Raw genomic sequence first — 24262 nt, forward strand, 5'->3', positions numbered from 1 at the left:
GAATTGATTATTTATTACCGCATGTCTCGTCAAATTATTTTGTTCAAGGTTTATATGACGAATTTTGTAAGAGAGATATTTATATTCCGTTAGAGAAATGGTTTATGAATTTAAGCAAAGTTGGAAATGTGGGTTCAGCGTCTGTTTTTTTGATGCTTGACGAACTATTTCAAGACGGAAATCTTAAAAAAGGAGATCGTATTATGCTTTGTGTACCAGAAAGTGGGCGTTTTTCGTATTCGTACGCTTATTTAACAGTCGTTTAAAAAATGAATAAAATACAATTACCCAATCATACAATAGGATTTATCAAACAATTGATTCCACAGCGTGAACCAATTATTATGGTAGATGCTATTTTTGAATATGAAGAGGAAAAAGTTGTTGGAGGCTTAACGGTCAAAAACGATTCGATTTTTGTCGAAAATAATCAATTGAAAGAATCTGGAATATTAGAACACATGGCACAAACAGTTGCTTTGTATACAGGTTATCAATTTTACATTCGAGATGAATCGGTTCCAACAGGATATATTGGCTCGATGAAATCAATAGAGATTAATCGTTTGCCAAAAGTGAATGAGAATTTAACAACAACAGCAACTATTTTGCACGAAGTAATGGGAGTGACTTTGGTTTCGATTGAAACAAAGATAGAAGGAGAAGTAATTGCAAAAGGAGAGATGAAAACAGTGATTGCAGAAACATAATTTTATGAAAGTAAATCAGGAAATTGATATTCAACAATTTCTTCCACATCGTGAACCAATGCTTTTTGTAGACAAGATTTCTTGGATTGAGAAAACCTATGTTGAAGCTTTATTTACGATAAAATCGAATCAATTATTTATTCAGAACGAATATTTTACTGAAGTCGGTTTATTGGAAAATATGGCGCAAGTTTGTTCGACAATTATTGGACAAAACTATTTTATCAATTTTTCTGATGTACACAAAGGTGATGTAATCGGCTTTATTAGCACGATCAAACAAGCCGAAATTATGCAATTACCTAAAGTTAATCAAACCATTACAACAAAAGCAACGTTGTTAGAAGTTTTTGATTACGATGAATTTACAATTAGTTTGATGAAAGCAAAAGTTGTCTTGAATGACGAAATAATTGCGACAGCTACAATGAATTTGATGCTTCAAAACCATAAAAAATGAAACAATCAGAAGTACCACAAGACAAAGGACATCTCAAGGATTTCAACGAAGTTTATTACGCAATTGATGAACAGGGAGAGTTTTCTCAAACACTGAGTGCGGGTTGGGAAGCGAAAAATATTGTTCAGTCCGAAACTTTAAAAATTTTGGATGAACGCACAGAGGAAGCAAGACAAAAAGTAATGGATGGAAAAGCAAGTCCAATTTTATATTTCATGGAATTGAAACGTATGGATTGGGAAATTTTGTCTAATTATGTCGGAATTTGGAAGATTTTTGTCAAAAGACATGCAAAACCAACTGTTTTCTCAAAATTAAAAGAATCAACACTAAAAAAATATGCCGAAGCTTTTGAAATTTCGGTTGATGAATTAAAAAACTTTGATGGAAACCATAACTGATTTTAAACATTTTCAATCAGCACATTGCGAAAATGGAGTTGCCTCCAACTTATTAAAAAATAAAGGAATTGATATTTCAGAACCTATGATTTTTGGGATTGGTTCTGGTCTTTTTTTTGTATTTCTACCTTTCTTAAAAATTAATCATGCACCAGCAATTAGTTATCGTCCAATGCCAGGAATGATTTTTAATCGTGCAGCGAAGAATCTTGGTATAAAGGTTAAACGTCATAAATTTCGCTCTACAAAATCTGCCCAAACATTCTTAGACGAACAGCTTTTGGCCAATCGACCTTGCGGCTTACAGGTTGGTGTGTATAATTTAACTTATTTTCCAGAAGAATATAAATTTCATTTTAACGGACATAATTTAGTTGTTTTCGGTAAGCAAAATCAAACGTATTTAATCAGTGATCCTGTGATGCAAGAAACGACAAAGTTGACTGAAAATGAGTTAGAAAAAGTTCGTTTTTCGAAAGGTGTTTTAGCTCCAAAAGGACATTTATATTATCCTGAATTTATTCCAGAAAATATAAATTTTGAGAAAGCAATCAAAAAAGGAATTAAGAAAACGTGTCGTGAAATGTTAGCACCAGTTCCGATTGTTGGTGTTCGTGGAATTAGAATGGTTGCGAAACGAATTAAAAAAATGCCAAAGAAAATTGGGAATGCAAAAACGAATTATTTTTTGGCACAAATGATTCGAATGCAAGAAGAGATTGGGACAGGAGGTGGAGGTTTTCGTTATATTTATGCTGCTTTTTTACAAGAAGCTTCACAAAAATTGAATCAACCAAATCTGAATGATTTTGCCTTAGAAATTTCTGCAATTGGGGATAAATGGCGAGATTTTGCTCTAAATGCATCAAGAGTTTATAAAAAACGAAACAATGCACAAGATATTTACGATGTGATTTCGGATCAATTATTGGAATTAGCAGATTTGGAAGAATCGTTTTTTAAACGTTTAAGAAAAGCAATTTAGTCACAGATGATTGAAATTGAAAAATTATATAAAAAATATAAAAATTCTGATGTTTTTGCGCTAGAAGATTTTTCTTTGACGATAAAACAGAACGAAATTCACGGTTTACTTGGTCCAAATGGAGCAGGGAAAACAACCTTGATGTCGATACTTTCTGGATTGATTAAACCAACTTCTGGTAATGTTGTGATTCAAAATTTAAATCAAAAAACAGATTTAAAAAAGATTCAAAAAATCATTGGAATTGTTCCGCAAGAATATGCGTTGTATCCAACGTTGACAGCGAGAGAAAATTTAGAATTTTTTGGAAAAATTTATAAAGTTCCTTCAAAAGAATTACACGAAAAGATTCAGCTTTTGACTGAAAAAGTAGGAATGAGTAAGTTTTTAGATAAAAAAATTGATTCTTTTTCGGGAGGAATGAAACGTCGCATTAATTTATTGGCAGGAATTCTTCATCAGCCAGAAATTCTTTTTTTAGATGAGCCAACTGTTGGCGTTGATATACAATCAAAAATTGCATTATTAGACTATTTACAAGAGCTTCATCAACAAGGAATGTCGATTGTTTATACATCTCATCATATGGCAGAAGCCGAAGATTTTTGTACGCAAGTCACGATTATGAATCAAGGAAAATCAATTGTTACAGCTGAACCGAAAGAATTAATCAAGCAAGTGAATGTATATAATTTGGAGGAAGCTTTTGTTAATTTAACTAAATTATCGTGATATGTTGAGCCAACTTTTAGCATGTATAAAGAAAGAAATTTTATTACTTATTCGTGATATTGGCGGATTGGTGATTCTTTTTATTATGCCTTTGATTTTGGTTATTACGGTGACTAAAATTCAGAAAAGTACCTATGATTCTTTTGCTGAAGCAAGTATTCCTGTTCTATTTATTGATCATGATCAAGGTAGTATTTCTGCGATTGTAAAAAAACATATTTCACATTCAGGAAATTTAAAAATTGTAACTGAATTAAATGGGAAAAAATTAACGGAAGATGAACTGAAAACTGAAGTTTTTAAAGGAAAATACCAAGTTGGAATTGTAATTCCAGCGAAATTATCAAAGGATTTGAATTATAAAATCAATCAAAATGTTGAGAAAATTCTGAACGAATTTGCTTTTGATAGCACGCAAGTGAAATATAATCAACAAGTCAATCCAAAAACGATTAAATTATACTTTGATCCCGCTACTTCGCTGGCTTTCAAAGAAAATGTATCGAATGTTTTGGATAAATTAATTACAGATACTGAGAATAAAAGTATTTATAAAGCATTTCAACAAGAAATGGGATCAAATGATTTAGGATTTCAAAATGAGAAGTTTATTCATTTTCAAGAGATTGTTCCTGAAGACTCTAAATCAGTTTTGAAACCAAATGTTACACAACATAATGTGCCTGCATGGACATTATTTGCGATATTTTTTATTGTTGTTCCGTTATCAATCAACATTGTAAAAGAAAAAAGTTTAGGCACACATATTCGATTATTAACAAGTCCAATGCCTTATTCTGTTCAAATTATTGGAAAAACCATCACGTATTTAATCATAAGTTTATTGCAATTTACAATGATTTTATGTGTCGCTAAATTAGTCTTTCCATTGATTGATTTACCAGGTTTCAAAACGGATGGCATATTATTTTCTATTTACGGATTAACTGTATTTGCTTCTTTGGCAGCAATTGGATTAGGACTTTTAATAGGTACAATTGCGAAAACCCAAGAACAATCTGCACCTTTTGGAGCGACTTTAGTCGTTATTTTAGCTGCAATTGGCGGTGTTTGGATTCCAGTTTTTGCGATGTCAGATTTTATGCAACATTTCGCGAAAATATCACCAATGAATTGGGCACTCGATGGCTATTATAGTTTAATTCTGCGAAATCAATCTTTTCTTCAGATTGTTCCGAATATTATTTTGTTAACTTTGTTCTATATTATTACCTTGTTTGCCGCTATATATTATGATAAGTTCAGAAGAGAAGATTAAAACATTAGTACATAATTCCAATTTCGCAGTACGATTCAATGAAACCGATCCGTTGGGAATCGTGTGGCATGGGAATTATATTACGTATTTTGAAGATGGAAGGGAAGCTTTTGGACGTCATTTTGGGATTAGTTATTTGGATATTCAAAAAAGCGGATTTGTAACACCAATTATTAAGTCGGTTTGTGAACATAAATTTCCATTGAAATATGGCGATAAATGTAGAATAGAAACAACTTTTGAAGATACTTTGGCTGCTAAAATGATATACAAATTCAAGATTTTCAATCAAGATGAAAAATTGGTTTGTATTGGAGAAACGACTCAAGTTTTTTTAGACAACGAAGGAGATTTAATGTTAACATTGCCACCATTTTTTGAAGAATGGAAGAAAAAAGTAGGATTGTTGTAATGGAAAAAGTTTACATTAATCGTGCAAATATTTTAACACCTTTCGGAAATTCTATTCAAACCAATTGGAATGAATTGTTGAAAGGAAATTCGGCTGTTTCTAAAATTGATTCATTTGGTCATTTAAAGAATTTTTATGCTGGGAAAATTGAGAATGAAATTTTCTTAAATTTAAAAAATGAACTAAAAGATAATCAACATTATACGCGATTAGAAATAATTTGTATTTCAGCTCTTCAATCTATTATTGAAAAATCAAAAATTTCACAACGAACTGCTTTTGTACTTTCAGCTACAAAAGGAAATATTGATCAACTTTCTGATTCTTTAGAAAAAGCTTCAATTCCAAATTTTGCAAAGAAAATTGCAGATTATTTTGGATTTAAAACTGAACCAATTATCATTTCAAATGCTTGTGTTTCTGGAGTTTTAGCAGTTAATGTTGCAAAACGTTTCATTGAAATTGATGAGTTTGATGATGCATATGTTTTGGCTTTGGATGAGTTGACAGATTTTGTTTTGACAGGTTTCAATTCTTTTCAAGCAATGGATTTTGAATTATGTAAACCATTTGACAAAGATAGAAAAGGTGTTAATTTAGGCGAAGCTGCGGCTTGTGTTTATCTTTCAAAAAGTCAAGAAGAAAATAGTTTTCAGATTTTGGGTGAATCTTCAATTAACGATGCAAATCATATTTCTGGACCATCTCGAACGGGTGAAGGTTTGGTCTTGAGTATAGAAGTCGCGATGAAAGAAGCCAATATTTCATCAAATGAAATTGATTATATTTCGGCACATGGAACGGCGACATTGTATAACGATGAAATGGAAGCAATTGCTTTTAATCGTTTACAAATGGATAAAACTCCGACAAATAGTTTAAAAGCTTTTTATGGACATACATTGGGCGCTTCTGGATTGTTGGAATTAATTATTGCGATGAAGCAAGCTGAAGAAAATTTAGTTTTGAAAAGTCATAATTTTAGTGAAATAGGAACTTCAGTTCCATTAAATATTTTGAATGAAAATCTTCAAAAAGAAGTCAATATTATCTTGAAAACTTCATCTGGTTTTGGAGGAAGTAATGCTGTAATTATTCTAAAAAAAGTTCAGAATGACTAAAGTTGAGATTAAAAACGAACAAGTTTGGTTGAATGATGAACTTCATTTTGAAGATTCTTCAGGAGATTTTGGTATATTTTCGAAAAATTTCTTCAAATCTTTCGAAATTGATTATCCAAAATTTTATAAAATGGATTATCAAAGTAAATTAGCTTTTTTAGCTGCCGAAATTTTGTTGAAAGATGAGAATACTTTAAATGAAAATCAAGATATTGCATTGGTTTTTGCAAATCGAAATTCGAGTTTAGAATCAGATTTGAAACATCAACAAAGTATTCAATCTACTGATGAAATTTTTCCAAGTCCTGCTGTTTTTGTTTATACATTAGCAAATATTTGTTTAGGTGAAGTAAGTATTCGTCATGGATTGAAGACAGAAAATGCTTTTTTTATTTCGAAAAATTTTAATGAAGAACAATTAAAAAAGTATGCGAATTATTTAATTCTAAAAAACAAAGCAAAGAAAGTTGTTTTGGCTTGGGTAGATTATTTACAAGGTGATTACGAAGCGAAAATGTACTTAATAGATTAAAAACAATATTAGTTTACAATAAAAAATACTATGGAAAATTTAATTAACGACTTAAAAGTAAAAATTATCGAAATTTTAAACCTTGAAGATGTATCAGTAGAGGATATCAAAAATGATGATCCTTTATTTGGTGACGGTTTGGGATTAGATTCAATCGATGCTTTGGAGTTGATTGTTTTATTGGATAAAGAATATGGAATCAAAATTACCGATCCAAAAGAAGGAAAAACGATCTTTCAATCGGTAGAAGTAATGGCAGACTATATTGAAAAAAATAGAACAAAATAATGCTTAAAAAAGTTGCAATAACAGGAATGGGAATTATTTCGGCAATTGGTAAAAATGTCGAAGAGAATTTCGATTCATTAATTCATCAAAAGCATGGTTTATCACGCCTTGAAAATTTTGATTCTATTCATAAAAATGAAATTTTTGTAGGTGAAATCAAATTATCGAATGATGAATTAGCAACTTTTTTAAACTTATCTTCAGAGAATAATTTCTCTCGAACAGCGATGTTAGGACTAATAGCTGTGAAAGAAGCTCTGAAAAATGCAGGAATCGAAAATGTAAATGAAGTCAGAACAGGACTGATTTCTTCAACAAGTGTAGGAGGAATGGATAGGACAGAAAATTACTTTTTGGATTATGAAAATCTGCCTGAAAAACAAAAGTATATTTCGAGTCATGATGCTGGTGCTTCTTCTAATCAAATTGCAAATGAAATTGGTTTGAAAGGCTTTGTATCGACTATTAGTACGGCTTGTTCTTCGGCTGCAAATGCGATTATGTATGGCGCGCGCTTGATTAATTCAGGAAAATTGGATCGAGTGATTGTTGGCGGAACGGATGCTTTGTCAAAATTTACCATTAATGGATTCAAAAGTTTGATGATTTTGAGTGATGAATTTAATCAACCATTTGATAAAAATCGAAAAGGTTTGAATCTTGGAGAAGCAGCTGCTTATTTGGTTTTAGAGTCGGAAGAATCTGTTCAAAAATCAAACAAAAAAGTCCATGGTTATTTGATTGGTGTAGGAAATTCGAACGATGCATTTCATCAAACAGCTTCTTCTGAAAATGGAGAAGGAGCGTATTTGGCGATGAGAAAAGCATTTGAAACAGCAGCTATTCAACCAACCGAAATTGATTATATCAATGTTCATGGAACTGCTACGAACAATAATGATTTAACAGAAGGTCGATCTTTGAAGAGGATTTACGGAGAAAATGTTCCTAATTTCAGTTCTACGAAACCATTTACTGGTCATACGTTGGCTGCTGCTGCGAGTGTAGAAGCGGTTTTTAGCTTGTTGAGTCTTCAACATAATCTTGTATATCCAAATCTTAATTTTCAATCTCCGATTGAAGAGTTGAATATCTTTCCGACTACTAAATTGGAAAAGAAAAATATTGAATATGTGTTATCAAATTCGTTTGGTTTTGGAGGAAATTGTTCAACTTTAATTTTTTCTAAATCATGAAAGAAGTATTTGTAAACGGATTAGGTTTTGTAAATGCGCAATTTATAGATGAAATTACAAATGATTTTCTTCCTTTAGAAACTTCAATAACAAAGGCAAAATCTCCTTCTCTTAAAGATATGATTTCGGCAGCGATGAGTCGTAGAATGGCTTCGGGAGTTAAAATGGGAATTTATTCTTCTCTAAAAGCTTTAAATGATGCAGGAATTAAACAATTAGAGGCAATAATTACAGGAACGGCTTTAGGTTGTTTGGTAGATTCTGAAAAGTTTTTGACGAATATTATTCAAAATAAAGAAGAGTTTTTAACACCAACAGCTTTTATTCAATCTACACATAATACGGTTGGCTCTCAAATAGCTTTGCATCTTGGTTGTAATGCATACAATTTTACGTATACAAATGGTTTTAATTCCTTTGAAAATGCGCTTTTAGATGGGTTTTTACAAGTAGAAAATCAAGAAGTAAACAACGTTTTGGTTGGTGGAATTGATGAAATTGGAGAAAGAACATATCAGTTGTTACAATTAATTGGTGAGATTGAATCAAAAGATAATCAAGGAATTAAATATAGTGAAGGCGCACATTTTTGTGTTTTATCGAATGAGAGAAAAGAAAACTCTTACGCGAAAGTTTTAGATGTTTTTATTTTAAATTACTATGAAGATTTATATTCCGAAATTCTAAAATTTATTCAATTGAATCATATAAATTTAACCGATATTGATGCAATTATTTCTGGTGAAAATTCATTGAATATTAATAACTTAAATGAAATTGAGTTATTTGAATACAAAGATTTTATTGGAGAATTTGGAACTTATTCTGCTTTCGGATTTGTGTTAGGATGTGAATTGCTGAAAAATCAAACTTTACCAAATCAATTCAAAATGAATGATGTAAAAGCTGAAAGTTATAAAAATGTACTTTTGGTGAATGAGCATAAAGGCAAGGATTTAAGTTTAGTATTGCTTCAATCGATATGAAATTCAGAGTTGCTACAATCCTTTTTGTAATTATACTAATCTGCTTATCAATTGGTTGTTTTACAAAAGGTTTGTCTTTTTTTTATTTATTGATACCTTTTTTTGTGTGGTTAACATTGACAATTTTTGGTGCTTTTGAAATTCGATTTAACTATTTTTTGAAAGCTTATCATCGAGGAAATAATCATACAGAGAAAATAATTTCTCTAACTTTTGATGATGGACCAACAGAATTTACGCCAAGAATTTTATCTATATTAGAAAAAAATAATGCAAAAGCAACTTTTTTTTGCATTGGAAAACAAATCGAAAAGTATCCTGAAATTCTTCAAAAAACTCATCAGTCAGGGCATTTGATAGGGAATCATACTTTTCATCATTCTTCTAAAAATGGTTTTTATTCTGCTGAAAAAATTGTTGAAGAAATCGTTTCTATCAATCAACTTATTAAAGAAAAAATAAACGTTACAACTAAAATTTTTAGACCACCTTTTGGTGTGACGAATCCACATATAGCAAAGGCTTTAAATAAAACACAACATTATGTAATTGGTTGGAGTATTCGTTCTTTGGATACAGTTATCAATGATGAAAAAAAATTATTGAATCGAATTACTGGCCAAATAAAGCCTGGTTCGATTATTTTGATGCATGATACTTCGGACAAAACGGCGAATGTTTTAGAGCAATTATTCGTATTTTTACAAAAGGAAAATTATAAAGTAGTTCCGTTAAATGAACTCTTGAAAATTGATGTATATGAAAACTAAAATCTTCATTTTATTTACTTTTTTTCACTTGACAATATTTGCGCAAGAAAGTAAAATGAGTAATGTTGAAATTGAGAATTTCAAAAAAGATATTATAGCTGATTCTAAGAAAATACAAACGTTGACGGCTGATTTTACACAATATAAAGTGATGAGTTTCTTGAATAAACCAATTGTTTCGAAAGGAAAATTGTACTTGCAAAATCCGAAAGCGATGCGTTGGAATTATACACTACCAATTGATTATAATGTGATTTTTAACAATGGAAAAATTTACATTAATGATGAAGGGAAAAAATCGAGTGTAGATTTACAAGGAAATAAAAAATTTGAAAAATTAAATCAATTAATTGTCGGAAGTGTAAGTGGAAATTTGTTTGATACAAACGATTTTATCATAACTTTTGCGAAAACTGATAAATCTCGAATTGCAAAATTACAACCAAAAATAAAGGATGTAAAAAAGTACATCAAAGAAATTCAGTTGACGTTTTATTCAGGTCAATCAACGGTTACAGAAGTCAAATTAATTGAACCTTCGGATGATTACACGAAAATTTTATTTACCAACAAATCTTTAAATAAAATAATCAATGCGTCTGTTTTTAATCCTTAGTTTTTTCATTTTAACCTCTTGTGGAACGACTTACAAAATTGCTGATATACAAGAACAACAAAAGGATGAAAGGAAGTTTTTGAACCCATATTTTAGTTCAATTGATAAAGAATATAGTTATCGTTTCAAGATTACGTTCATGAAAAATGAAATGAAAGGTAATTTTGTTGTGAAAAAATTGGGTTACAACTCGCATCGTGTGGTAATGACGTCTGATTTTGGGAATACGTTATTCGATTTGTCAGTTACAGACCACGATTATACATTGAATTATGCGATGCCAGATTTGAATAAAAAAGTGGTTGTAAAAACTCTTGCAGAAGATTTACAAGCTATTTTTAAGAATGATTTTCAAGTTGATGAGCATATAAAAACGACAGATCAAACGATTTTAAAATCAAAAGAAGTGAGTTTAATTTTTGCTAAGAATGAATCAAATTATTTTAAAGAATTGGTTCATTTAAAGAAGAATAAAATAAAAACGATTAATCAATTTTCTGGAGATCAAACAGATTTTCCTGATCAGATTTTAATCAAACATAATCACTTCAATTTAAGTATCACACTTACAAAAGTAAATATACAATTAGAGGAAGAGTAAACTAACGTACAAATCATCTTTTTTTAGATTATATTTGTAACTCAAAACTATTACAAATGCTTATTCCTAATCTATATATCATTAAAAATACTGAGAAAATTGATGAAAATAATTTTAAAGTTCAAATTGAATTAAATCCAAATCATCAAGTTTTCGAAGGTCATTTTCCAAATAACCCAATTACACCTGGTGTTTGCATGATGCAGATAATAAAGGAGATAACAGAAGGTTTTGTTTCGAAAGATTTGTTTTTGTCTAAAGTTTCGAATGTGAAATTTATGGCGACAATAAATCCGTTTATTAATCCTATTTTGGATTTGAGTTTGAATGTTGTTTGTGAAAATAATGAAGTGAAAGTGAAAAATTCTTCATTTTTTGAAACGACAAATGCGTTAAAATTTAGTGCAATTTATAAAGTTTTAGATTAATGAAAACTCTATTATCTATTTTTTTATCGGTTTCATTTTTCTTTGGATTAACCTTATCCGAATTGAGAACAGATTTTGAAAACGCTTCAAAATCATCGAATAATGTATCTATTTTGTATAATAAATTAGATAATTATTCAGGTGATAATCAAACAATTATTGCATATAAAGGTGCGTCTAAAATTCTGAAAGCAAGGTATATAAAAGATAAGGAAACGAAGAAACAATATTTTACAGATGGAGCAACTTTGATCAATAATTCGATAAAAAAGGACTCGAAAGATGTTGAAAATCGTTTAATTCGATTGATTATTCAAGAGAATATTCCAAAGTTTATCAAATACAATCAAAATATACAAGAAGATAAAACATTTATTGTCGAAAATTATAGTTCTGCACCAAAAGAAGTTAAAACTTTGGTGAAATCGCACGCCAAAAAATACAATACTTTTACAGCGCAACAGCTGAAAAAACTAAATTAATCAATGGATTTTTCGATTATTCGACATAAAATAGACGAACAAAAAGTTTGTGTACTTATTCCGACTTACAACAATCATAAAACATTGAAGCGTGTGATTGACGGAGTTTTAGATTACACGAATCAAATTATAGTTATAAATGATGGATCGACGGATTCTACTTCTGAAATTTTAAAAGATTATCAGAATCAGTTTATTGTTGTTGAACTTTCAGAGAACAAAGGAAAAGGAAATGCACTACGTATTGGTTTTAAAACTGCGCGAGAAAAAGGCTACCAATATGCATTGACAATCGATTCGGATGGTCAACATTTTCCACATGATATTCCAAATTTTATTACAGAATTAGATCAAAAAAATAAACCTGTTTTAATTATTGGAAGTCGTCAAATGGAACAAGATGGAATTCCGAAGAAAAGTAGTTTTGGAAATAAGTTTTCTAACTTTTGGTTTTGGTTCGAGACTGGAATTAAGCTGAATGATACACAATCTGGTTATCGTTTGTATCCGTTGAAATTTATTCCGAAAAAGTTTTGGACAAATAAATTCGAATTCGAAATTGAGATTATTGTACGAACAGCTTGGAAAGGAATTGAGGTGACCAATATTCCGATTGATATTTTGTACGATCCAAACGAACGCGTTTCACATTTTCGTCCATTTCAAGATTTTACGAGAATTAGTATTTTGAATACTTTTCTGGTTTTTTTGACGATTTTTTACATCAAACCACGAAATTTTTTCTTCAGTTTCAAAAAAAAAAATATACGAACATTCATTAAAGAAGATATTCTAGGGAGTAATGATAGCAATAAAGTAAAAGCGCTTTCAATTGCTTTGGGAATTTTTCTTGGAATTGCACCATTTTGGGGCTTTCAAACTTTTTTATCCATTTTTTTAGCGTCGATGTTTCGTCTTAATAAAGTGATTAGTTTCTTTTGTTCCAACATTAGTATTCCGCCAATGATTCCGATAATTATTTATCTTTCTTTGCTGACAGGTGGATTTATTTTGCAGGACAATTTTCATTTAGATTTGAGTTTGGTTTCTTTCGAAATTATCAAAAAAAATCTGCTTCGTTATATTGTCGGAAGCTTTGTTTTAGCAACTTTTTGTAGTATTGTTAGTGGAATTGTAAGTTATTTTTTATTAACTTATTTCAGTCAAAAGAAGGTTAAGAATGCATAAATTTTTCTATAACATATTTTTACAAATCAAAGCGAATAAATGGTTGAGTGTATTCTTTTTTGTTCTCTTTTTAGTTGGTTGTGCATTTTTTGCAAATCGACTAAAATTTGAAGAAGATATTACGCGAATCATTCCGAAAGATGAGAAAAATGATGCAATGGCAAAGGTTATTGCTCAATTAAAATTTACGGATAAAGTTGCGGTGATTATCGAAAAAGATAAAGTAGGAACGCTTGATGATATGACGGCACAGGCAACTGATTTTTTAGATAGTATCCAACCGTTAAATAACTATTATAATGATATTCAAGGGCAATATGATTTAGATAATTTTGCTTCGACTTTTGATTTTGTTCATCAAAATTTACCGCTTTTTTTAGAGAAAGAAGATTATAAAACGTTAGAGCAAAAATTGTCTAAAGATTCGATAGCTTCTATTGTTGAAAGTAATTACAAAAGCTTAATTACGCCGACTGGAATTGTTTCGAAAGAGTTTATGTTGAAAGATCCGCTTGGGTTGACTTTTGTTGCATTAAATCGTTTAAAAGAAAAGAATTTGACGGATGATTTCGAAGTTTACAATGGATTTATTGTGACGAAAGATCATTCGAAATTATTTCTTTTTATCAATCCTAAATTTTCAGGAAGTGAAACAGAACATAATACTGAATTTGTTAATCGTTTAGAAGAAATTCAACAGCATTTAAATCCAGAATATAGCGGAAAATCAACATTGAGTTATTTCGGTTCAAGCTTTATTGCAGTTGCGAATGCAAAACAAATTAAACAAGATATTATAACAACCGTTTTGATTTCGATGATTACATTAATGATCATTTTAATTGTATTCTATCGAAAAATTTACATTCCGATAATTATTTTTATTCCTTCCGTTTTTGGTTTTTTCTTTGCTTTGGCACTTTTGTATTTTATTCAAGGTACAATTTCTGCAATTTCTTTGAGTATTGGAGCAGTTTTATTAGGAATAACGATTGATTATTCGTTGCATATCATGACGCATTATAAGCACAATAGCGATTCTAAAACATTGTTTAGAGAGATTACGAAACCGCTTATCATGAGCTGTACAACTACAGCGATTGCATTTTTGTGTTTACTTTTTGTGAAATCGGATGTGTTGAAAGATTTAGGAATTTTTGCTGGAATAACAGTTATTGTTTCTGGTGTTTTTTCTTTATTGATTATTCCACATTTGTATCATCCGAAAGAAGATGCTGTTGAAAATAATTCTTCAATAATAGAGAAGTTAGCGTTCTTTTCATTTCATAATAACAAGATATTGATTGGTGCTTGTGTTCTTTTGATTATAGTGAGTTGTTTTACGTTTAATAATGTCAATTTTGACAAAGATTTATCTAAATTAAATTACGTTCCAACCGATCAAAAAATAGCGGAACAAAAGTTAGAGACTTCGTCTAATTCTATCTCAAAATCGTTGTATGTAGTTAATTATGGAAATAATGTAGAAGATGTTTTAAATCAAAATATTGCGTTAACAAATAAGCTTGAGCAAGCAGAAAATAAGGATGAGATTTTAAGTTATAATTCGATTCAATCATTGGTTTTACCAACTTCTGTTCAACAAGAAAAAATAAAAGATTGGGAAAATTTCTGGAATTTAGAAAAAGTGAATTTTGTAAAGAATGAATTTATCAAGGATGGAAAAAAATATGGTTTCAAAGAAGAAATTTATAATCAATTTTTCTCAATTTTTGATAAAGCATATCAACCTTTAAAATTAGAAGATTATCGCGCGTTTAATCCATCGCTTTTTGAAGAATTTGTTTCGCAAAAAAATGGTTTTTATACGATTTCTACTTTAGTCAAATTAAAGGAAGAAAGCCGAGAAAATTTCATCAAACAATATCATAATAAAGAAACAATTGTAATTGATCGCAAACAGTTAAACGAAAACTTTTTAGGAAATTTAGTTACTGATTTTAATAACCTTGTCAATTATTCGTTTATTGCTGTTTTATTAATATTGTGGTATTTCTTTCGACGTATAGAATTGGTTATTATTAGCGCGATTCCTATCGCATTATCAGGTTTGGTTACAGCTGGATTGATGGGACTTTTTGATATCAAATTCAATATTTTCAGTAGTATTGTTTGTACGTTGGTTTTTGGTCATGGTGTCGATTTTAGTATTTTTATGACGAGTGCTTTACAAAAAGAATATACGACTGGAAAAGATGAAATGCCTACTTATCGAACTTCGATTTTATTAGCAGTTATCACGACAATTTTAGCAATTGGAGCGTTAATTTTTGCCAAACATCCAGCGTTAAAATCAATTGCATCAGTTTCGTTAGTTGGAGTTGTGGCAGCGCTAGTGATTACATTTATTTTCTACCCAATTTTATTTCGATTTTTCATCTCAAATCGTCCTAAAAAAGGTAAAAGTCCAATGACGTTGTGGTTAGCAATTCAAAGTGGAATTTTCTTCATTTATTTTGGATTATTTGGTACGGTAACTTCATTAATTCTTCGATTTTTGATGCTTATTTTACCAATTTCGAAAGAAAGAAAATATGCACTTTTTGGATGGGGAATGTCAACTTTTATGAAATCTGTGTTGATGTTAAAGCCAACTGTTGTCAAGAAAATTATTAATCCAAATCAAGAAGACTTCAAGAAACAGTCAATCATAATTGCGAATCACACTTCGTTCTTGGATACGTTGGCGATTGGAATGTGTACGCCTAAAATTGTGTTCTTAGTGAACGATTGGGTTTACAAATCGCCAATTTTTGGTCGTGCCGTGAAAATGGCTGGTTTTTATCCTGTTTCAAATGGTGTTGAAAATAATATTGAAGAGATTAAAACTCGAATTGGGAATGAGTTTTCGTTAATGATTTTCCCTGAAGGAACGCGTTCTCGAACGAATAATATAAATCGTTTTCACAAAGGTGCATTTTATTTGGCGGAGAAATTACAACTTGATATTTTACCAATTTATATTCATGGGAATTCTGAAATTATTCCAAAAGGAGAATTTTTAATTTTTGATGGACATATTTATTCAATAATAGGTAAAAGAATTGCTTGGAATGATGAAAACTATGGTTTGAATTATTCAGAACGAACTAAAAGAATCAGTAAGGAATTTAAAAATAATTTTCAAGAAATTCGAGATAAATATGAAGATAAAAACTATTGGAAACAGAAATTATTTTTAAGTTTTTTGTACAAAGAATCTGAAATTATTCAAGTTGTAAAAAAGGATTTTAGTTTGAATAAATCTGTTTATCATCAATTAAATAATGCATTTACAAAAGATGAAAAAATAGTTCATTTTTCGAATGATTTTGGACAAATTGATTTTTTATTATTGATGCAACAATTCAACCGAAAAATAATAACGTTTGTAAAAGAGGAAGAAAAGCGAGAGATTGCAGCAACAAATTACATTACAAAAATTCGTTCGTTAGAATATCGTTCTGATCTTGATGTTATAGATGATTATAAGACGCTTTTAATTTCTACTGATATTGAAAATATTTATCAAGAAACAATAAATCAATTTGAGAAAATTGTTGTTTTAAAGAATAGAAATATTGACGAATCACTTTTTACAAGTTTTGCCCAACAAACCGAAACAAATGAATACACAATTTACACAAAATAATTCTGAATCTCATTACGATGTAGTCGTTATTGGTAGTGGTTTGGGAGGACTTGTTTCTGCGCTTATTTTGGCAAAAGAAGGAAAGAAAGTTGTTGTATTAGAAAAGAACAATCAGTTTGGAGGGAATTTGCAAACTTTTGTTCGAAATAAAACAATTTTTGATACTGGTGTTCACTATGTTGGAGGTTTGGATAAAGGAGAAAATTTGTATAACTATTTCAGTTATTTGAATATATCCGACAAATTGAAATTGCGCCAGTTGAATAAAAATGGTTTTGATATGATTTCGTTTGATGATGATTCTCAGGAATATCCAATTGCGCAAACGTATCAGAATTTTGTTGATCAATTAGCTGTTTTTTTTCCTGAAGAGAGAGAAAATTTAATCAAATACAGCAAAAAATTAGAGGAAATTTGTTCTGCTTTTCCTATGTATAATTTGAATATCGGAACTTTTGCTGATGAAGAAGATTTTTTGTCGCTTAATGCGAAAGAATACATCGATTCGGTTTTCACAAATAAGCGTTTGAAAGCGGTTTTAGTAGGAAATAATTTTCTTTATGTAGGACAAGCAGAGAAAACGCCTTTGTACATACACGCGCTTTCAGTTAACTCTTATATACATTCGGCTTGGAGATGTGTAAATGGAGGAAGTCAAATCGCAAAACTTTTGATCAAAGAACTGAAGAAATATGGTGGTGAAATTTATAAATACCAAGAAATAAAATCATTTGTACAAAACGAGAATGAAGAAGTAATTGGTTGTAAAACAACAAAAGGAAAACGTTTCTTTGGTAATTTATTCATTTCGAATATTGACATTAAAAAAACAATAGATATGTTAGGCGAGCGTAAGTTTGGTAAACCATTTTCTCGACGCGTCAAAAGCTTGGAAGTAACGCCTTCTGCATTTACTATTTATATTGTTTTTAAGCCAAAAAGTTTTTCCTATATTAATCATAATATTTATCATTTTAACTCAATAAATGATGTGTGGGACAGCTACGAAAAAACTACAAATGATTGGCCAAATACATACATTGCAACATTTAGTATGGATCAAAAAGATGAAGAATATTCAGAAAGTATGACGGTTATGACGTATATGACGTTTGATGAAGTACAAAAATGGGAAGAATCGTATAATGTTGAGACTAACGATAATTATGGGAAAAGAGGAGAGGAATATGAGGAATTTAAACGTCAGAAAACGGAATTAATCATTCGTAAATTAGAGAAAAAATTTCCTGATATTAGAGAAAAAATTTCTTCAATTCATACTTCTACGCCTTTATCTTATCGCGATTTTATTGGTTCTGAAAAAGGAAATATGTATGGGTATTTGAAAGATAGTAATCATCCGATGAAAACATTTATCTCGCCAAGATCTAAAGTGAAAAATGTGTTTTTTACTGGTCAAAATGTCCGTGTTCATGGAGTTTTGGGTGTGACGGTTGGTGCATTTGTAACGTGTTGCGAAATCCTTGGCGCTGACTATTTAATGAACAAAGTTCATCGTGAAATAAAACTAAATGCGAATGAATAAAACCATTTACTTTTTTACGTTTATTTTTTTTACGCTTATATCTTGTGGTGTTCGAAAAAGTTTAGAAAATCGTCCTGATTTGTCTACTTTTCAATCAAAACAATACAGTAGAAATGAAATCAATGATTCACTTTTTTACATTGATAATAATTTTTTAAAGAAAAATAAAACCCAGAATTGGGAACTTTTTGTTTCCGGAGATCCGTTAGAAATTGGTCAAAAAACAGGTGTTTTAACGAAAGAATTATATGCTTTTCAAGAGCAATCTTTTATGAATTTGATAACTGATTTTATTCCTTCTGAAAAGCGTAGAAAATTTCTTTTCAAAGTACTCAAATATTATAATCGAGATTTACATAAATATGTCAATAATGAATATAAAGCACAAATTTATGGACTTTCTGAGTCTGCAAATAGCCGCTACGATTCGTTAATAGACAAATATAACCGCAATCTTTTTTTGCATGGAGCGCACGATATAGGACATGCTATGCATGATTTGATGTTGGTTGGTTGTTCATCTTTGGCTGTTTGGGATAATAAATCTGAAGACGGAGGTTTATTGATTGGTCGGAATTTTGATTTTTATGCAAATGATGATTTTGCCAAGAATAAAATAATTTCGTTTGTCAAGCCAAATTCTGGTTATCCCTATATGTCGGTGACTTGGGGCGGAATGATTGGTGTTTCGTCTGGAATGAATTTGGAAGGGCTTACAGTAACGATAAATGCGGGAAAATCTTCTATCCCACTTAAAGCAAAAACGCCCATTTCTCTCGTTGCTTTAGAAGTTTTACAATATGCCTCAACGATTGATGAAGCGGTTGAAATAGCAAAAACTAAAAAGGTTTTCGTCTCTGAGAGTATGATGATTGGTAGTGCAAAAGATCATCGTGTGGTGTTGATAGAAATTTCTCCTAAAAAGTTTGGTGTTTATGAAGTTCAAAATCAACCTTATTTAGCTTGTACGAACCATTTTCAGAGTGATGTTTATTCGGATGATAAGCGAAATAATACGCAGAAAGAGGAAAGTCATTCGGTTTATCGTTTCGAAAAAATTGAAGAGCATCTTTCGAATGAAAATAAACTGAATCCAACTAAAATGATTGAATTGTTACGAGATACAAATGGTTTGAAAAATACCAAATTAGGTTACGGAAATGAAAAGGCTTTGAATCAACTATTGGCGCATCACGCAGTTGTTTTTCAACCAGATAAACGATTGGTTTGGGTTTCGTCAAATCCATATCAATTAGGTGAGTTTACAGCTTATGATTTGAATAAAATTTTTAATGATTCTATTTCAAATTATATGTTAAATGTAGATAGTTTGAGAATAGAAAAAGACAAGTTTGTCTTATCTGCTGATTATTCTAATTATGAAAAATATCGTGAACAAACACACCAAATAAGTAAGTTGATAAAAGAAAATAAGAAAATTGATGAAACTTTTTTAACAAGTTATATTCAGAATAATCCTGATTTTTGGTTGGTTTATGACAAAGTTGGTGATTATTATTTTCAGCAGAAAGATTATCAACAAGCGAGTTTTTATTATAAATTAGCATTGACAAAGGAGGTGACTACAGTTCCTGACCGAAATAAAATTCAGAAAAAATTATCCAAATGTTCTCGAAAAACGCGTTAACATCCTTAGAACTTCAATCTTTAGAAGAGATTAAAGAATTTCAAAATCAGAAACTTCAAGAACAGATAAAGTATCTTGCGACGCATTCCAAATTTTATCAAGATTTATTCAAAAAATATCAAATTGATTGGAAATCTATTCAAACAACGGAAGATTTAAAATTAATTCCTGTTACAACGAAGAATGATTTGCAACAATATAATTTTGATTTTTTATGTGTTCCATTAACTGAAATTATTGATTACTCAACAACTTCTGGAACTTTAGGTGATCCTGTAACATTTGGTTTGACGGATAAAGATTTAGATCGTCTGGCAGCAAATGAAATGAATTCTTTTCAACGAATTGGGGTTCAAAAAGGTGATGTTGTACAATTGATGACAACGATTGATCGTCGTTTTATGGCTGGTTTGGCGTATTTTCTTGGTTTGAGAAAAATAGGCGCGGGCGTTATTCGTGTTGGTGCTGGAGTTCCGCAATTGCAATGGGATTCTATTTTAAAATATCAACCCAAATTTTTGGTTGCTGTTCCATCTTTTTTATTGAAAATGTTAGATTATGCAGAGAAAAATAACATCGATTATCAAAATTCATCCGTAAAATCGGTTTTGTGTATTGGAGAGTCGTTGCGTGATAAAGATTTGAATTCGTCTTTGTTGGCGCAAAAAATAAATTCGAAATGGGATATTCAACTTTTTTCGACTTATGCTTCAACCGAGATGGGAACAGCGTTTACAGAATGTAATGAATCGGTTGGAGGACATCATCAGCCAGATTTGATTATCACAGAAATTTTAGACGAGAATAATGAAGTTGTACAAGATGGTGAATTAGGTGAATTGACAATTACAACATTAGGAATAGAAGGAATGCCTTTATTGCGTTTTAAAACAGGTGATTTAGTACGCAAACATTCCGATAAATGTAAATGCGGGAGTAATTCGTATCGATTAGGACCAGTTGAAGGTAGAAAGCAACATATGATAAAGTACAAAGGAACAACCTTGTATCCGCCAGCTTTACATGATATTTTGAATCATTTTGATGAAATCAAATTACATTTAATCGAAATTTATTCGAACGAATTTGGAACAGATGAAATTTTAATTCGATTAGTTTCAACAGACGAAACCGATGATTTTTTAGCAAAAATAAAAGATTATTTCAGAGCAAAATTACGCGTAACGCCTTCTATAAAATTTGAAACTTTTGAAGAATTACAATCAATTGTTTTCAAGCCAGAAAGTAGAAAACCAATTACGTTTGTTGATTATAGAGAAAGTTAAATATATGAAATAAAAAGTCCACTGAAAGTGGACTTTTTATTTGAAAATATCTTATTTTAAATAAGTATCAGAATTTCTTGCCGGGCTTTTAACCTCTGGCCATTCTTGCTGTTTTCCGTCTCTACCATTAGGTAAAATACGACGCTCACGACTTACTAAATCTTTTTCTTGATCTGCCATCATCGTTAAAGTAGCACTCAAAATTGCATTCGTTTGTACTTCTTCAAAAACGATTTTATCATACGTATCTTTGTTTGTGTGCCAAGTATACGTACCGTAACCCCAATTTAATGAACTAAGTCCGAAAGCTGGCGCTCCTGCAGCGATAAAAGATGCATGATCCGATCCTCCACCACTTGGCATTCCAGGGAAATCTGTCTTGATTTCTTTCGTAATAAAATTAGGAACAGCTTGTAACCAGCGCGTCATGTATTCATATGATTTTTCAAAACCAGATCCATTGATGTTTACTACACGTCCTGTTCCATTATCTTGGTTAAATACAGCTTGAGTGTTTTTAATAATTTCTGGATGATCTTCTACAAAAGCACGAGAACCATTCAATCCTTGTTCTTCACTTCCCCATAAACAAATCAAAATTGTACGTTTGTTATTTGGGTATAATTTTTTGATTGTACGAATTGTTTCCATCATTGTGATAGTTCCAGTTCCGTTATCTGTTGCTCCTTGCGCTCCATCCCAAGAATCGAAGTGAGCAGAAAGAATAATGTACTCGTTTGGTTTTTCTTTTCCTTTAATTTCTCCAATAATATTGAATGTTTTCGCAACTCCATTGTGTTTAGATTGTGCATTAACAGTCAATTTTGGAGCAGTTCCATTTTCAGCTAAACGATATAACATTCCGTAATCTTCATTCGAAATATCTAACATTGGGATAGTTTTCGTTTTTGCACCAAAAATTCTATTTGCTCCCATAATTCCTGTCCAATAAGAAATTGCAACCGCTGCAGCTCCATTTTTCTCAAAAACTTCTGGAAGTGTATTGTTGTTGTAACCTGTCACTTTTATAGAATTTGCCCAAGCTTCGGCTTCAGCTTTTCTTGTTTCAGTAACTTTTTTATACAAATCCTCTAAACCAAAATCTTTGTATTGATAATCAGAACGTCCATATGATTGGTTTTGTGACATCAAAACAACTTTTCCTTTTACAGAAGGTAACCATGCGTCAAATTCAGCTTTTGTTTTGAAAACAGGCATTGCGATAGCATCTGCATTCACAGCTTTTTTAGTTGCTGGTGACCATGCTAATTGAGTAGCTTCGATAGATTTTGCTCTTGGATACGTCATATCAACATGCGTTATTCCGCGCTCCCATGCTTTCCATGTTCCATAATCTTCACGGCGGGCATCAATTCCCCAAGATTTCAACGTTTTAATTGCCCATTCTCCTGCTTGATCCATTTGTGGAGTTCCTACTAAACGAGGTCCGATTCCGTCTAATAATTCGTGCGAAATTTTCTTCAACTGCGAATTATTTTGAATTTCGGTTACAAAACTTTGTACAGTTGGGTCTAATTTTTCTTGTGCTTGCGCATGTACCGCAATAGACGATAATACAATTGTAGAGTAGGTTAATGTGTTAATCAATTTCATAATTAAAGTAATTTCGTGTGATAAATTTTACAAATTAGGTCTAAAATAGAATATTTTGTGAAATAAAAAAAGACATCTACGGATGTCTTTCATGTATTTGTGTTTTTTTGAAAATATAATATTGTTTTTTAATTATCTTTCATCTTAATGAATCGATTATTTTGCAGTACAAATATTTTATCAGGGTTATACGCATGACTCTTTTTTGATTCTTCATTTAATGGAAAAACCGTAATTGCTAAAACAGGAAAATCATTGAAACTAAATATTTGTAAATTAATATTTTTATACAAATATTCGTCCTGAGAAAAATTTGCATCAAGTAAATTGTAATAATTAATTAATTCGATATCGCTCATAATACTTTCGGTTAAATTTTCTGGATGATAACCAACAAATAATAAACCTCCCTGACCATGCAGCATTGCATAAATATTTTTTTCAATTTCTTTCGGACAATTCTTTTCTAAAAACTGAACATAATCAAAATCTTGATAATGAAAAAGATGATCGTAAAGACAATCTAGAATAAATTCGCGGTTCGAAATATTATTTATAAAAAATTGTCTTGTTGAGTTATTCCACAAAAAAGGTGTGTCTAAAATTTCAAAATGATTATCTTCAATATCAAAATTTGAGAATAGATATTTATTTAATTTTATTGCATCTATTTGTTCTTCAAAACCTAAGTTTTTCAGTAATTTATATTCGATTATTAAATGATTAAGTTGTTCAGAATAATTAATTTGTTCAAAATTTTTTAAAGAATAAATTTCATATTCGTTGTCTTTTTTTAAAGTATCGAAATCTTCATTTAAAACAAAAGACAAACTAATTCCGTAAGGAAAAATAGTTTCATTTGGAGTGATAAAAATAGCTTCTTGATTAACTAGTTTTAAACGTTTGTAATTATTTCCGTTAGGATAATTGATTTCAGTATTTATTCGATCAATTGCTTTTGGTTGAATAAAATTACTTTCAATTTGTAGCAAACCTTCATTTGAAATAATTTCGATGTAATTTTCAAGAAAACTAAAAGCATCCAACCTGTTTTTTAATCCATTATCCGAATTAAATTCAGTTATTTGAAATTCTTTTGAGCTTGTGCAAAAACGTGTTTTTACAACATAAGTTATTGTAGATAAAATGTTTTTGTGCATAGTTGAATTTTAATCTTTTGTAAATGTAAAAGATTAGTTTTTAATAATTTTTACTAAAAAACACTTTTTTATAAAAATTATTAAGTGTTTTTGTTAAGAACTTTTTGATTCCGTTTTCGATAAAATAGTCACTTTTTTTAACATTGTTTTTGAGGAAATGATAAAATTA

Annotated in this window: 25 protein-coding genes; 23 read left to right on the top strand and 2 right to left on the bottom strand. The window is 30.3% G+C overall.

Annotated elements, in window-relative coordinates:
• From N5E64_RS08420 to N5E64_RS08530, 23 genes are all read left to right on the top strand, one after another.
• Positions 1-266: 3-oxoacyl-[acyl-carrier-protein] synthase III C-terminal domain-containing protein (locus tag N5E64_RS08420; protein WP_280037013.1), on the top strand; the 266-nt coding region annotated here is incomplete at its 5' end.
• A 3-nt stretch (positions 267-269) separates the two neighbouring features.
• Positions 270-710 carry a hypothetical protein gene (locus tag N5E64_RS08425; protein ID WP_114999650.1) on the top strand — a complete coding sequence of 147 codons (441 nt, stop codon included), beginning with the start codon at positions 270-272 and terminating at the stop codon, positions 708-710.
• A 4-nt stretch (positions 711-714) separates the two neighbouring features.
• On the top strand, positions 715-1170 hold the full coding sequence (locus N5E64_RS08430) for a hypothetical protein (RefSeq protein ID WP_280037016.1): 456 nt from the start codon (positions 715-717) through the stop codon (positions 1168-1170).
• Entirely contained in the window at positions 1167-1571 is a 405-nt protein-coding gene (locus N5E64_RS08435; protein ID WP_180904822.1) for a hypothetical protein, read from the top strand. Before N5E64_RS08430 ends, N5E64_RS08435 begins: the two co-directional genes overlap by 4 nt.
• Complete coding sequence (locus N5E64_RS08440; RefSeq protein ID WP_280037021.1) at positions 1555-2556, top strand: BtrH N-terminal domain-containing protein; 1002 nt, start codon at positions 1555-1557, stop codon at positions 2554-2556. The genes N5E64_RS08435 and N5E64_RS08440 overlap by 17 nt, the downstream gene beginning before the upstream one ends.
• Before the next feature lie 6 nt (positions 2557-2562).
• Positions 2563-3288: an ABC transporter ATP-binding protein gene (locus N5E64_RS08445; RefSeq protein ID WP_221854825.1), complete on the top strand. Its 726-nt coding sequence runs from the start codon at positions 2563-2565 to the stop codon at positions 3286-3288.
• Position 3289: 1 nt separating this feature from the next.
• Positions 3290-4567 carry an ABC transporter permease gene (locus N5E64_RS08450; RefSeq protein ID WP_280037025.1) on the top strand — a complete coding sequence of 426 codons (1278 nt, stop codon included), beginning with the start codon at positions 3290-3292 and terminating at the stop codon, positions 4565-4567.
• Positions 4542-4979, top strand: coding sequence for an acyl-CoA thioesterase (locus N5E64_RS08455; RefSeq protein ID WP_280037027.1), 438 nt, complete (start codon positions 4542-4544; stop codon positions 4977-4979). Before N5E64_RS08450 ends, N5E64_RS08455 begins: the two co-directional genes overlap by 26 nt.
• Positions 4952-6100, top strand: a complete 1149-nt coding sequence (locus N5E64_RS08460) for a beta-ketoacyl synthase (protein WP_280037029.1) — start codon at positions 4952-4954, stop codon at positions 6098-6100. The genes N5E64_RS08455 and N5E64_RS08460 overlap by 28 nt, the downstream gene beginning before the upstream one ends.
• Positions 6093-6632, top strand: a complete 540-nt coding sequence (locus tag N5E64_RS08465) for a 3-oxoacyl-ACP synthase (RefSeq protein WP_280037030.1) — start codon at positions 6093-6095, stop codon at positions 6630-6632. The genes N5E64_RS08460 and N5E64_RS08465 overlap by 8 nt, the downstream gene beginning before the upstream one ends.
• Before the next feature lie 30 nt (positions 6633-6662).
• Positions 6663-6920 carry a phosphopantetheine-binding protein gene (locus N5E64_RS08470; RefSeq protein WP_019975316.1) on the top strand — a complete coding sequence of 86 codons (258 nt, stop codon included), beginning with the start codon at positions 6663-6665 and terminating at the stop codon, positions 6918-6920.
• Positions 6920-8116, top strand: a complete 1197-nt coding sequence (locus N5E64_RS08475; protein WP_280037033.1) for a beta-ketoacyl-[acyl-carrier-protein] synthase family protein — start codon at positions 6920-6922, stop codon at positions 8114-8116. The genes N5E64_RS08470 and N5E64_RS08475 overlap by 1 nt, the downstream gene beginning before the upstream one ends.
• On the top strand, positions 8113-9102 hold the full coding sequence (locus tag N5E64_RS08480; protein WP_114999670.1) for a beta-ketoacyl synthase chain length factor: 990 nt from the start codon (positions 8113-8115) through the stop codon (positions 9100-9102). Before N5E64_RS08475 ends, N5E64_RS08480 begins: the two co-directional genes overlap by 4 nt.
• Positions 9099-9872, top strand: coding sequence for a polysaccharide deacetylase family protein (locus tag N5E64_RS08485; RefSeq protein WP_280037035.1), 774 nt, complete (start codon positions 9099-9101; stop codon positions 9870-9872). The genes N5E64_RS08480 and N5E64_RS08485 overlap by 4 nt, the downstream gene beginning before the upstream one ends.
• Positions 9862-10488 (top strand): outer membrane lipoprotein carrier protein LolA, encoded by a 627-nt coding sequence (locus N5E64_RS08490; protein ID WP_347881227.1) that lies wholly within the window; start codon positions 9862-9864, stop codon positions 10486-10488. The genes N5E64_RS08485 and N5E64_RS08490 overlap by 11 nt, the downstream gene beginning before the upstream one ends.
• The gene (locus N5E64_RS08495) at positions 10466-11089 is read left to right on the top strand and encodes a hypothetical protein (RefSeq protein WP_280037037.1); all 624 of its coding nucleotides are present in this window, start codon (positions 10466-10468) and stop codon (positions 11087-11089) included. The genes N5E64_RS08490 and N5E64_RS08495 overlap by 23 nt, the downstream gene beginning before the upstream one ends.
• A gap of 56 nt (positions 11090-11145) precedes the next feature.
• Positions 11146-11517, top strand: coding sequence for a 3-hydroxyacyl-ACP dehydratase (locus N5E64_RS08500; RefSeq protein ID WP_125350372.1), 372 nt, complete (start codon positions 11146-11148; stop codon positions 11515-11517).
• Positions 11517-11999 (top strand): hypothetical protein, encoded by a 483-nt coding sequence (locus N5E64_RS08505; RefSeq protein ID WP_280037038.1) that lies wholly within the window; start codon positions 11517-11519, stop codon positions 11997-11999. Before N5E64_RS08500 ends, N5E64_RS08505 begins: the two co-directional genes overlap by 1 nt.
• A gap of 3 nt (positions 12000-12002) precedes the next feature.
• A complete protein-coding gene (locus tag N5E64_RS08510; RefSeq protein ID WP_280037039.1) occupies positions 12003-13187 on the top strand; it encodes a DUF2062 domain-containing protein in 1185 nt (394 codons plus the stop codon).
• A complete protein-coding gene (locus N5E64_RS08515; protein WP_280037042.1) occupies positions 13180-16839 on the top strand; it encodes a 1-acyl-sn-glycerol-3-phosphate acyltransferase in 3660 nt (1219 codons plus the stop codon). The genes N5E64_RS08510 and N5E64_RS08515 overlap by 8 nt, the downstream gene beginning before the upstream one ends.
• On the top strand, positions 16814-18385 hold the full coding sequence (locus tag N5E64_RS08520) for an NAD(P)/FAD-dependent oxidoreductase (RefSeq protein WP_280037044.1): 1572 nt from the start codon (positions 16814-16816) through the stop codon (positions 18383-18385). The genes N5E64_RS08515 and N5E64_RS08520 overlap by 26 nt, the downstream gene beginning before the upstream one ends.
• Positions 18372-20033: a C45 family autoproteolytic acyltransferase/hydolase gene (locus N5E64_RS08525; RefSeq protein WP_280037045.1), complete on the top strand. Its 1662-nt coding sequence runs from the start codon at positions 18372-18374 to the stop codon at positions 20031-20033. Before N5E64_RS08520 ends, N5E64_RS08525 begins: the two co-directional genes overlap by 14 nt.
• Positions 20012-21319, top strand: coding sequence for a phenylacetate--CoA ligase family protein (locus N5E64_RS08530; protein WP_280037047.1), 1308 nt, complete (start codon positions 20012-20014; stop codon positions 21317-21319). The genes N5E64_RS08525 and N5E64_RS08530 overlap by 22 nt, the downstream gene beginning before the upstream one ends.
• A gap of 51 nt (positions 21320-21370) precedes the next feature.
• Here N5E64_RS08530 and N5E64_RS08535 read toward each other — a convergent pair whose 3' ends face one another.
• Both N5E64_RS08535 and N5E64_RS08540 read right to left on the bottom strand, forming a co-directional pair.
• Positions 21371-22933: a M20/M25/M40 family metallo-hydrolase gene (locus N5E64_RS08535; RefSeq protein WP_125350368.1), complete on the bottom strand. Its 1563-nt coding sequence runs from the start codon at positions 22931-22933 to the stop codon at positions 21371-21373.
• Positions 22934-23061: 128 nt separating this feature from the next.
• A complete protein-coding gene (locus N5E64_RS08540; protein WP_114999692.1) occupies positions 23062-24093 on the bottom strand; it encodes a hypothetical protein in 1032 nt (343 codons plus the stop codon).
• Between the last annotated feature and the right edge of the window lie 169 nt (positions 24094-24262).

Origin of the sequence: Empedobacter sp. GD03739, assembly GCF_029843245.1 — a bacterium.
GTDB lineage: Bacteria > Bacteroidota > Bacteroidia > Flavobacteriales > Weeksellaceae > Empedobacter > Empedobacter falsenii_B.

Excerpts from the sequence above, each read along its gene's own strand:
- N5E64_RS08425 (WP_114999650.1), top strand. The coding sequence starts at position 270 with ATGAATAAAATACAATTACCCAATCATACAATAGGATTTATCAAACAA.
- N5E64_RS08430 (WP_280037016.1), top strand. The coding sequence starts at position 715 with ATGAAAGTAAATCAGGAAATTGATATTCAACAATTTCTTCCACATCGT.
- N5E64_RS08435 (WP_180904822.1), top strand. The coding sequence starts at position 1,167 with ATGAAACAATCAGAAGTACCACAAGACAAAGGACATCTCAAGGATTTC.
- N5E64_RS08440 (WP_280037021.1), top strand. The coding sequence starts at position 1,555 with ATGGAAACCATAACTGATTTTAAACATTTTCAATCAGCACATTGCGAA.
- N5E64_RS08445 (WP_221854825.1), top strand. The coding sequence starts at position 2,563 with ATGATTGAAATTGAAAAATTATATAAAAAATATAAAAATTCTGATGTT.
- N5E64_RS08450 (WP_280037025.1), top strand. The coding sequence starts at position 3,290 with ATGTTGAGCCAACTTTTAGCATGTATAAAGAAAGAAATTTTATTACTT.
- N5E64_RS08455 (WP_280037027.1), top strand. The coding sequence starts at position 4,542 with ATGATAAGTTCAGAAGAGAAGATTAAAACATTAGTACATAATTCCAAT.
- N5E64_RS08460 (WP_280037029.1), top strand. The coding sequence starts at position 4,952 with ATGGAAGAAAAAAGTAGGATTGTTGTAATGGAAAAAGTTTACATTAAT.
- N5E64_RS08465 (WP_280037030.1), top strand. The coding sequence starts at position 6,093 with ATGACTAAAGTTGAGATTAAAAACGAACAAGTTTGGTTGAATGATGAA.
- N5E64_RS08470 (WP_019975316.1), top strand. The coding sequence starts at position 6,663 with ATGGAAAATTTAATTAACGACTTAAAAGTAAAAATTATCGAAATTTTA.
- N5E64_RS08475 (WP_280037033.1), top strand. The coding sequence starts at position 6,920 with ATGCTTAAAAAAGTTGCAATAACAGGAATGGGAATTATTTCGGCAATT.
- N5E64_RS08480 (WP_114999670.1), top strand. The coding sequence starts at position 8,113 with ATGAAAGAAGTATTTGTAAACGGATTAGGTTTTGTAAATGCGCAATTT.
- N5E64_RS08485 (WP_280037035.1), top strand. The coding sequence starts at position 9,099 with ATGAAATTCAGAGTTGCTACAATCCTTTTTGTAATTATACTAATCTGC.
- N5E64_RS08490 (WP_347881227.1), top strand. The coding sequence starts at position 9,862 with ATGAAAACTAAAATCTTCATTTTATTTACTTTTTTTCACTTGACAATA.
- N5E64_RS08495 (WP_280037037.1), top strand. The coding sequence starts at position 10,466 with ATGCGTCTGTTTTTAATCCTTAGTTTTTTCATTTTAACCTCTTGTGGA.
- N5E64_RS08500 (WP_125350372.1), top strand. The coding sequence starts at position 11,146 with ATGCTTATTCCTAATCTATATATCATTAAAAATACTGAGAAAATTGAT.
- N5E64_RS08505 (WP_280037038.1), top strand. The coding sequence starts at position 11,517 with ATGAAAACTCTATTATCTATTTTTTTATCGGTTTCATTTTTCTTTGGA.
- N5E64_RS08510 (WP_280037039.1), top strand. The coding sequence starts at position 12,003 with ATGGATTTTTCGATTATTCGACATAAAATAGACGAACAAAAAGTTTGT.
- N5E64_RS08515 (WP_280037042.1), top strand. The coding sequence starts at position 13,180 with ATGCATAAATTTTTCTATAACATATTTTTACAAATCAAAGCGAATAAA.
- N5E64_RS08520 (WP_280037044.1), top strand. The coding sequence starts at position 16,814 with ATGAATACACAATTTACACAAAATAATTCTGAATCTCATTACGATGTA.
- N5E64_RS08525 (WP_280037045.1), top strand. The coding sequence starts at position 18,372 with ATGCGAATGAATAAAACCATTTACTTTTTTACGTTTATTTTTTTTACG.
- N5E64_RS08530 (WP_280037047.1), top strand. The coding sequence starts at position 20,012 with ATGTTCTCGAAAAACGCGTTAACATCCTTAGAACTTCAATCTTTAGAA.
- N5E64_RS08535 (WP_125350368.1), bottom strand. The coding sequence starts at position 22,933 with ATGAAATTGATTAACACATTAACCTACTCTACAATTGTATTATCGTCT.
- N5E64_RS08540 (WP_114999692.1), bottom strand. The coding sequence starts at position 24,093 with ATGCACAAAAACATTTTATCTACAATAACTTATGTTGTAAAAACACGT.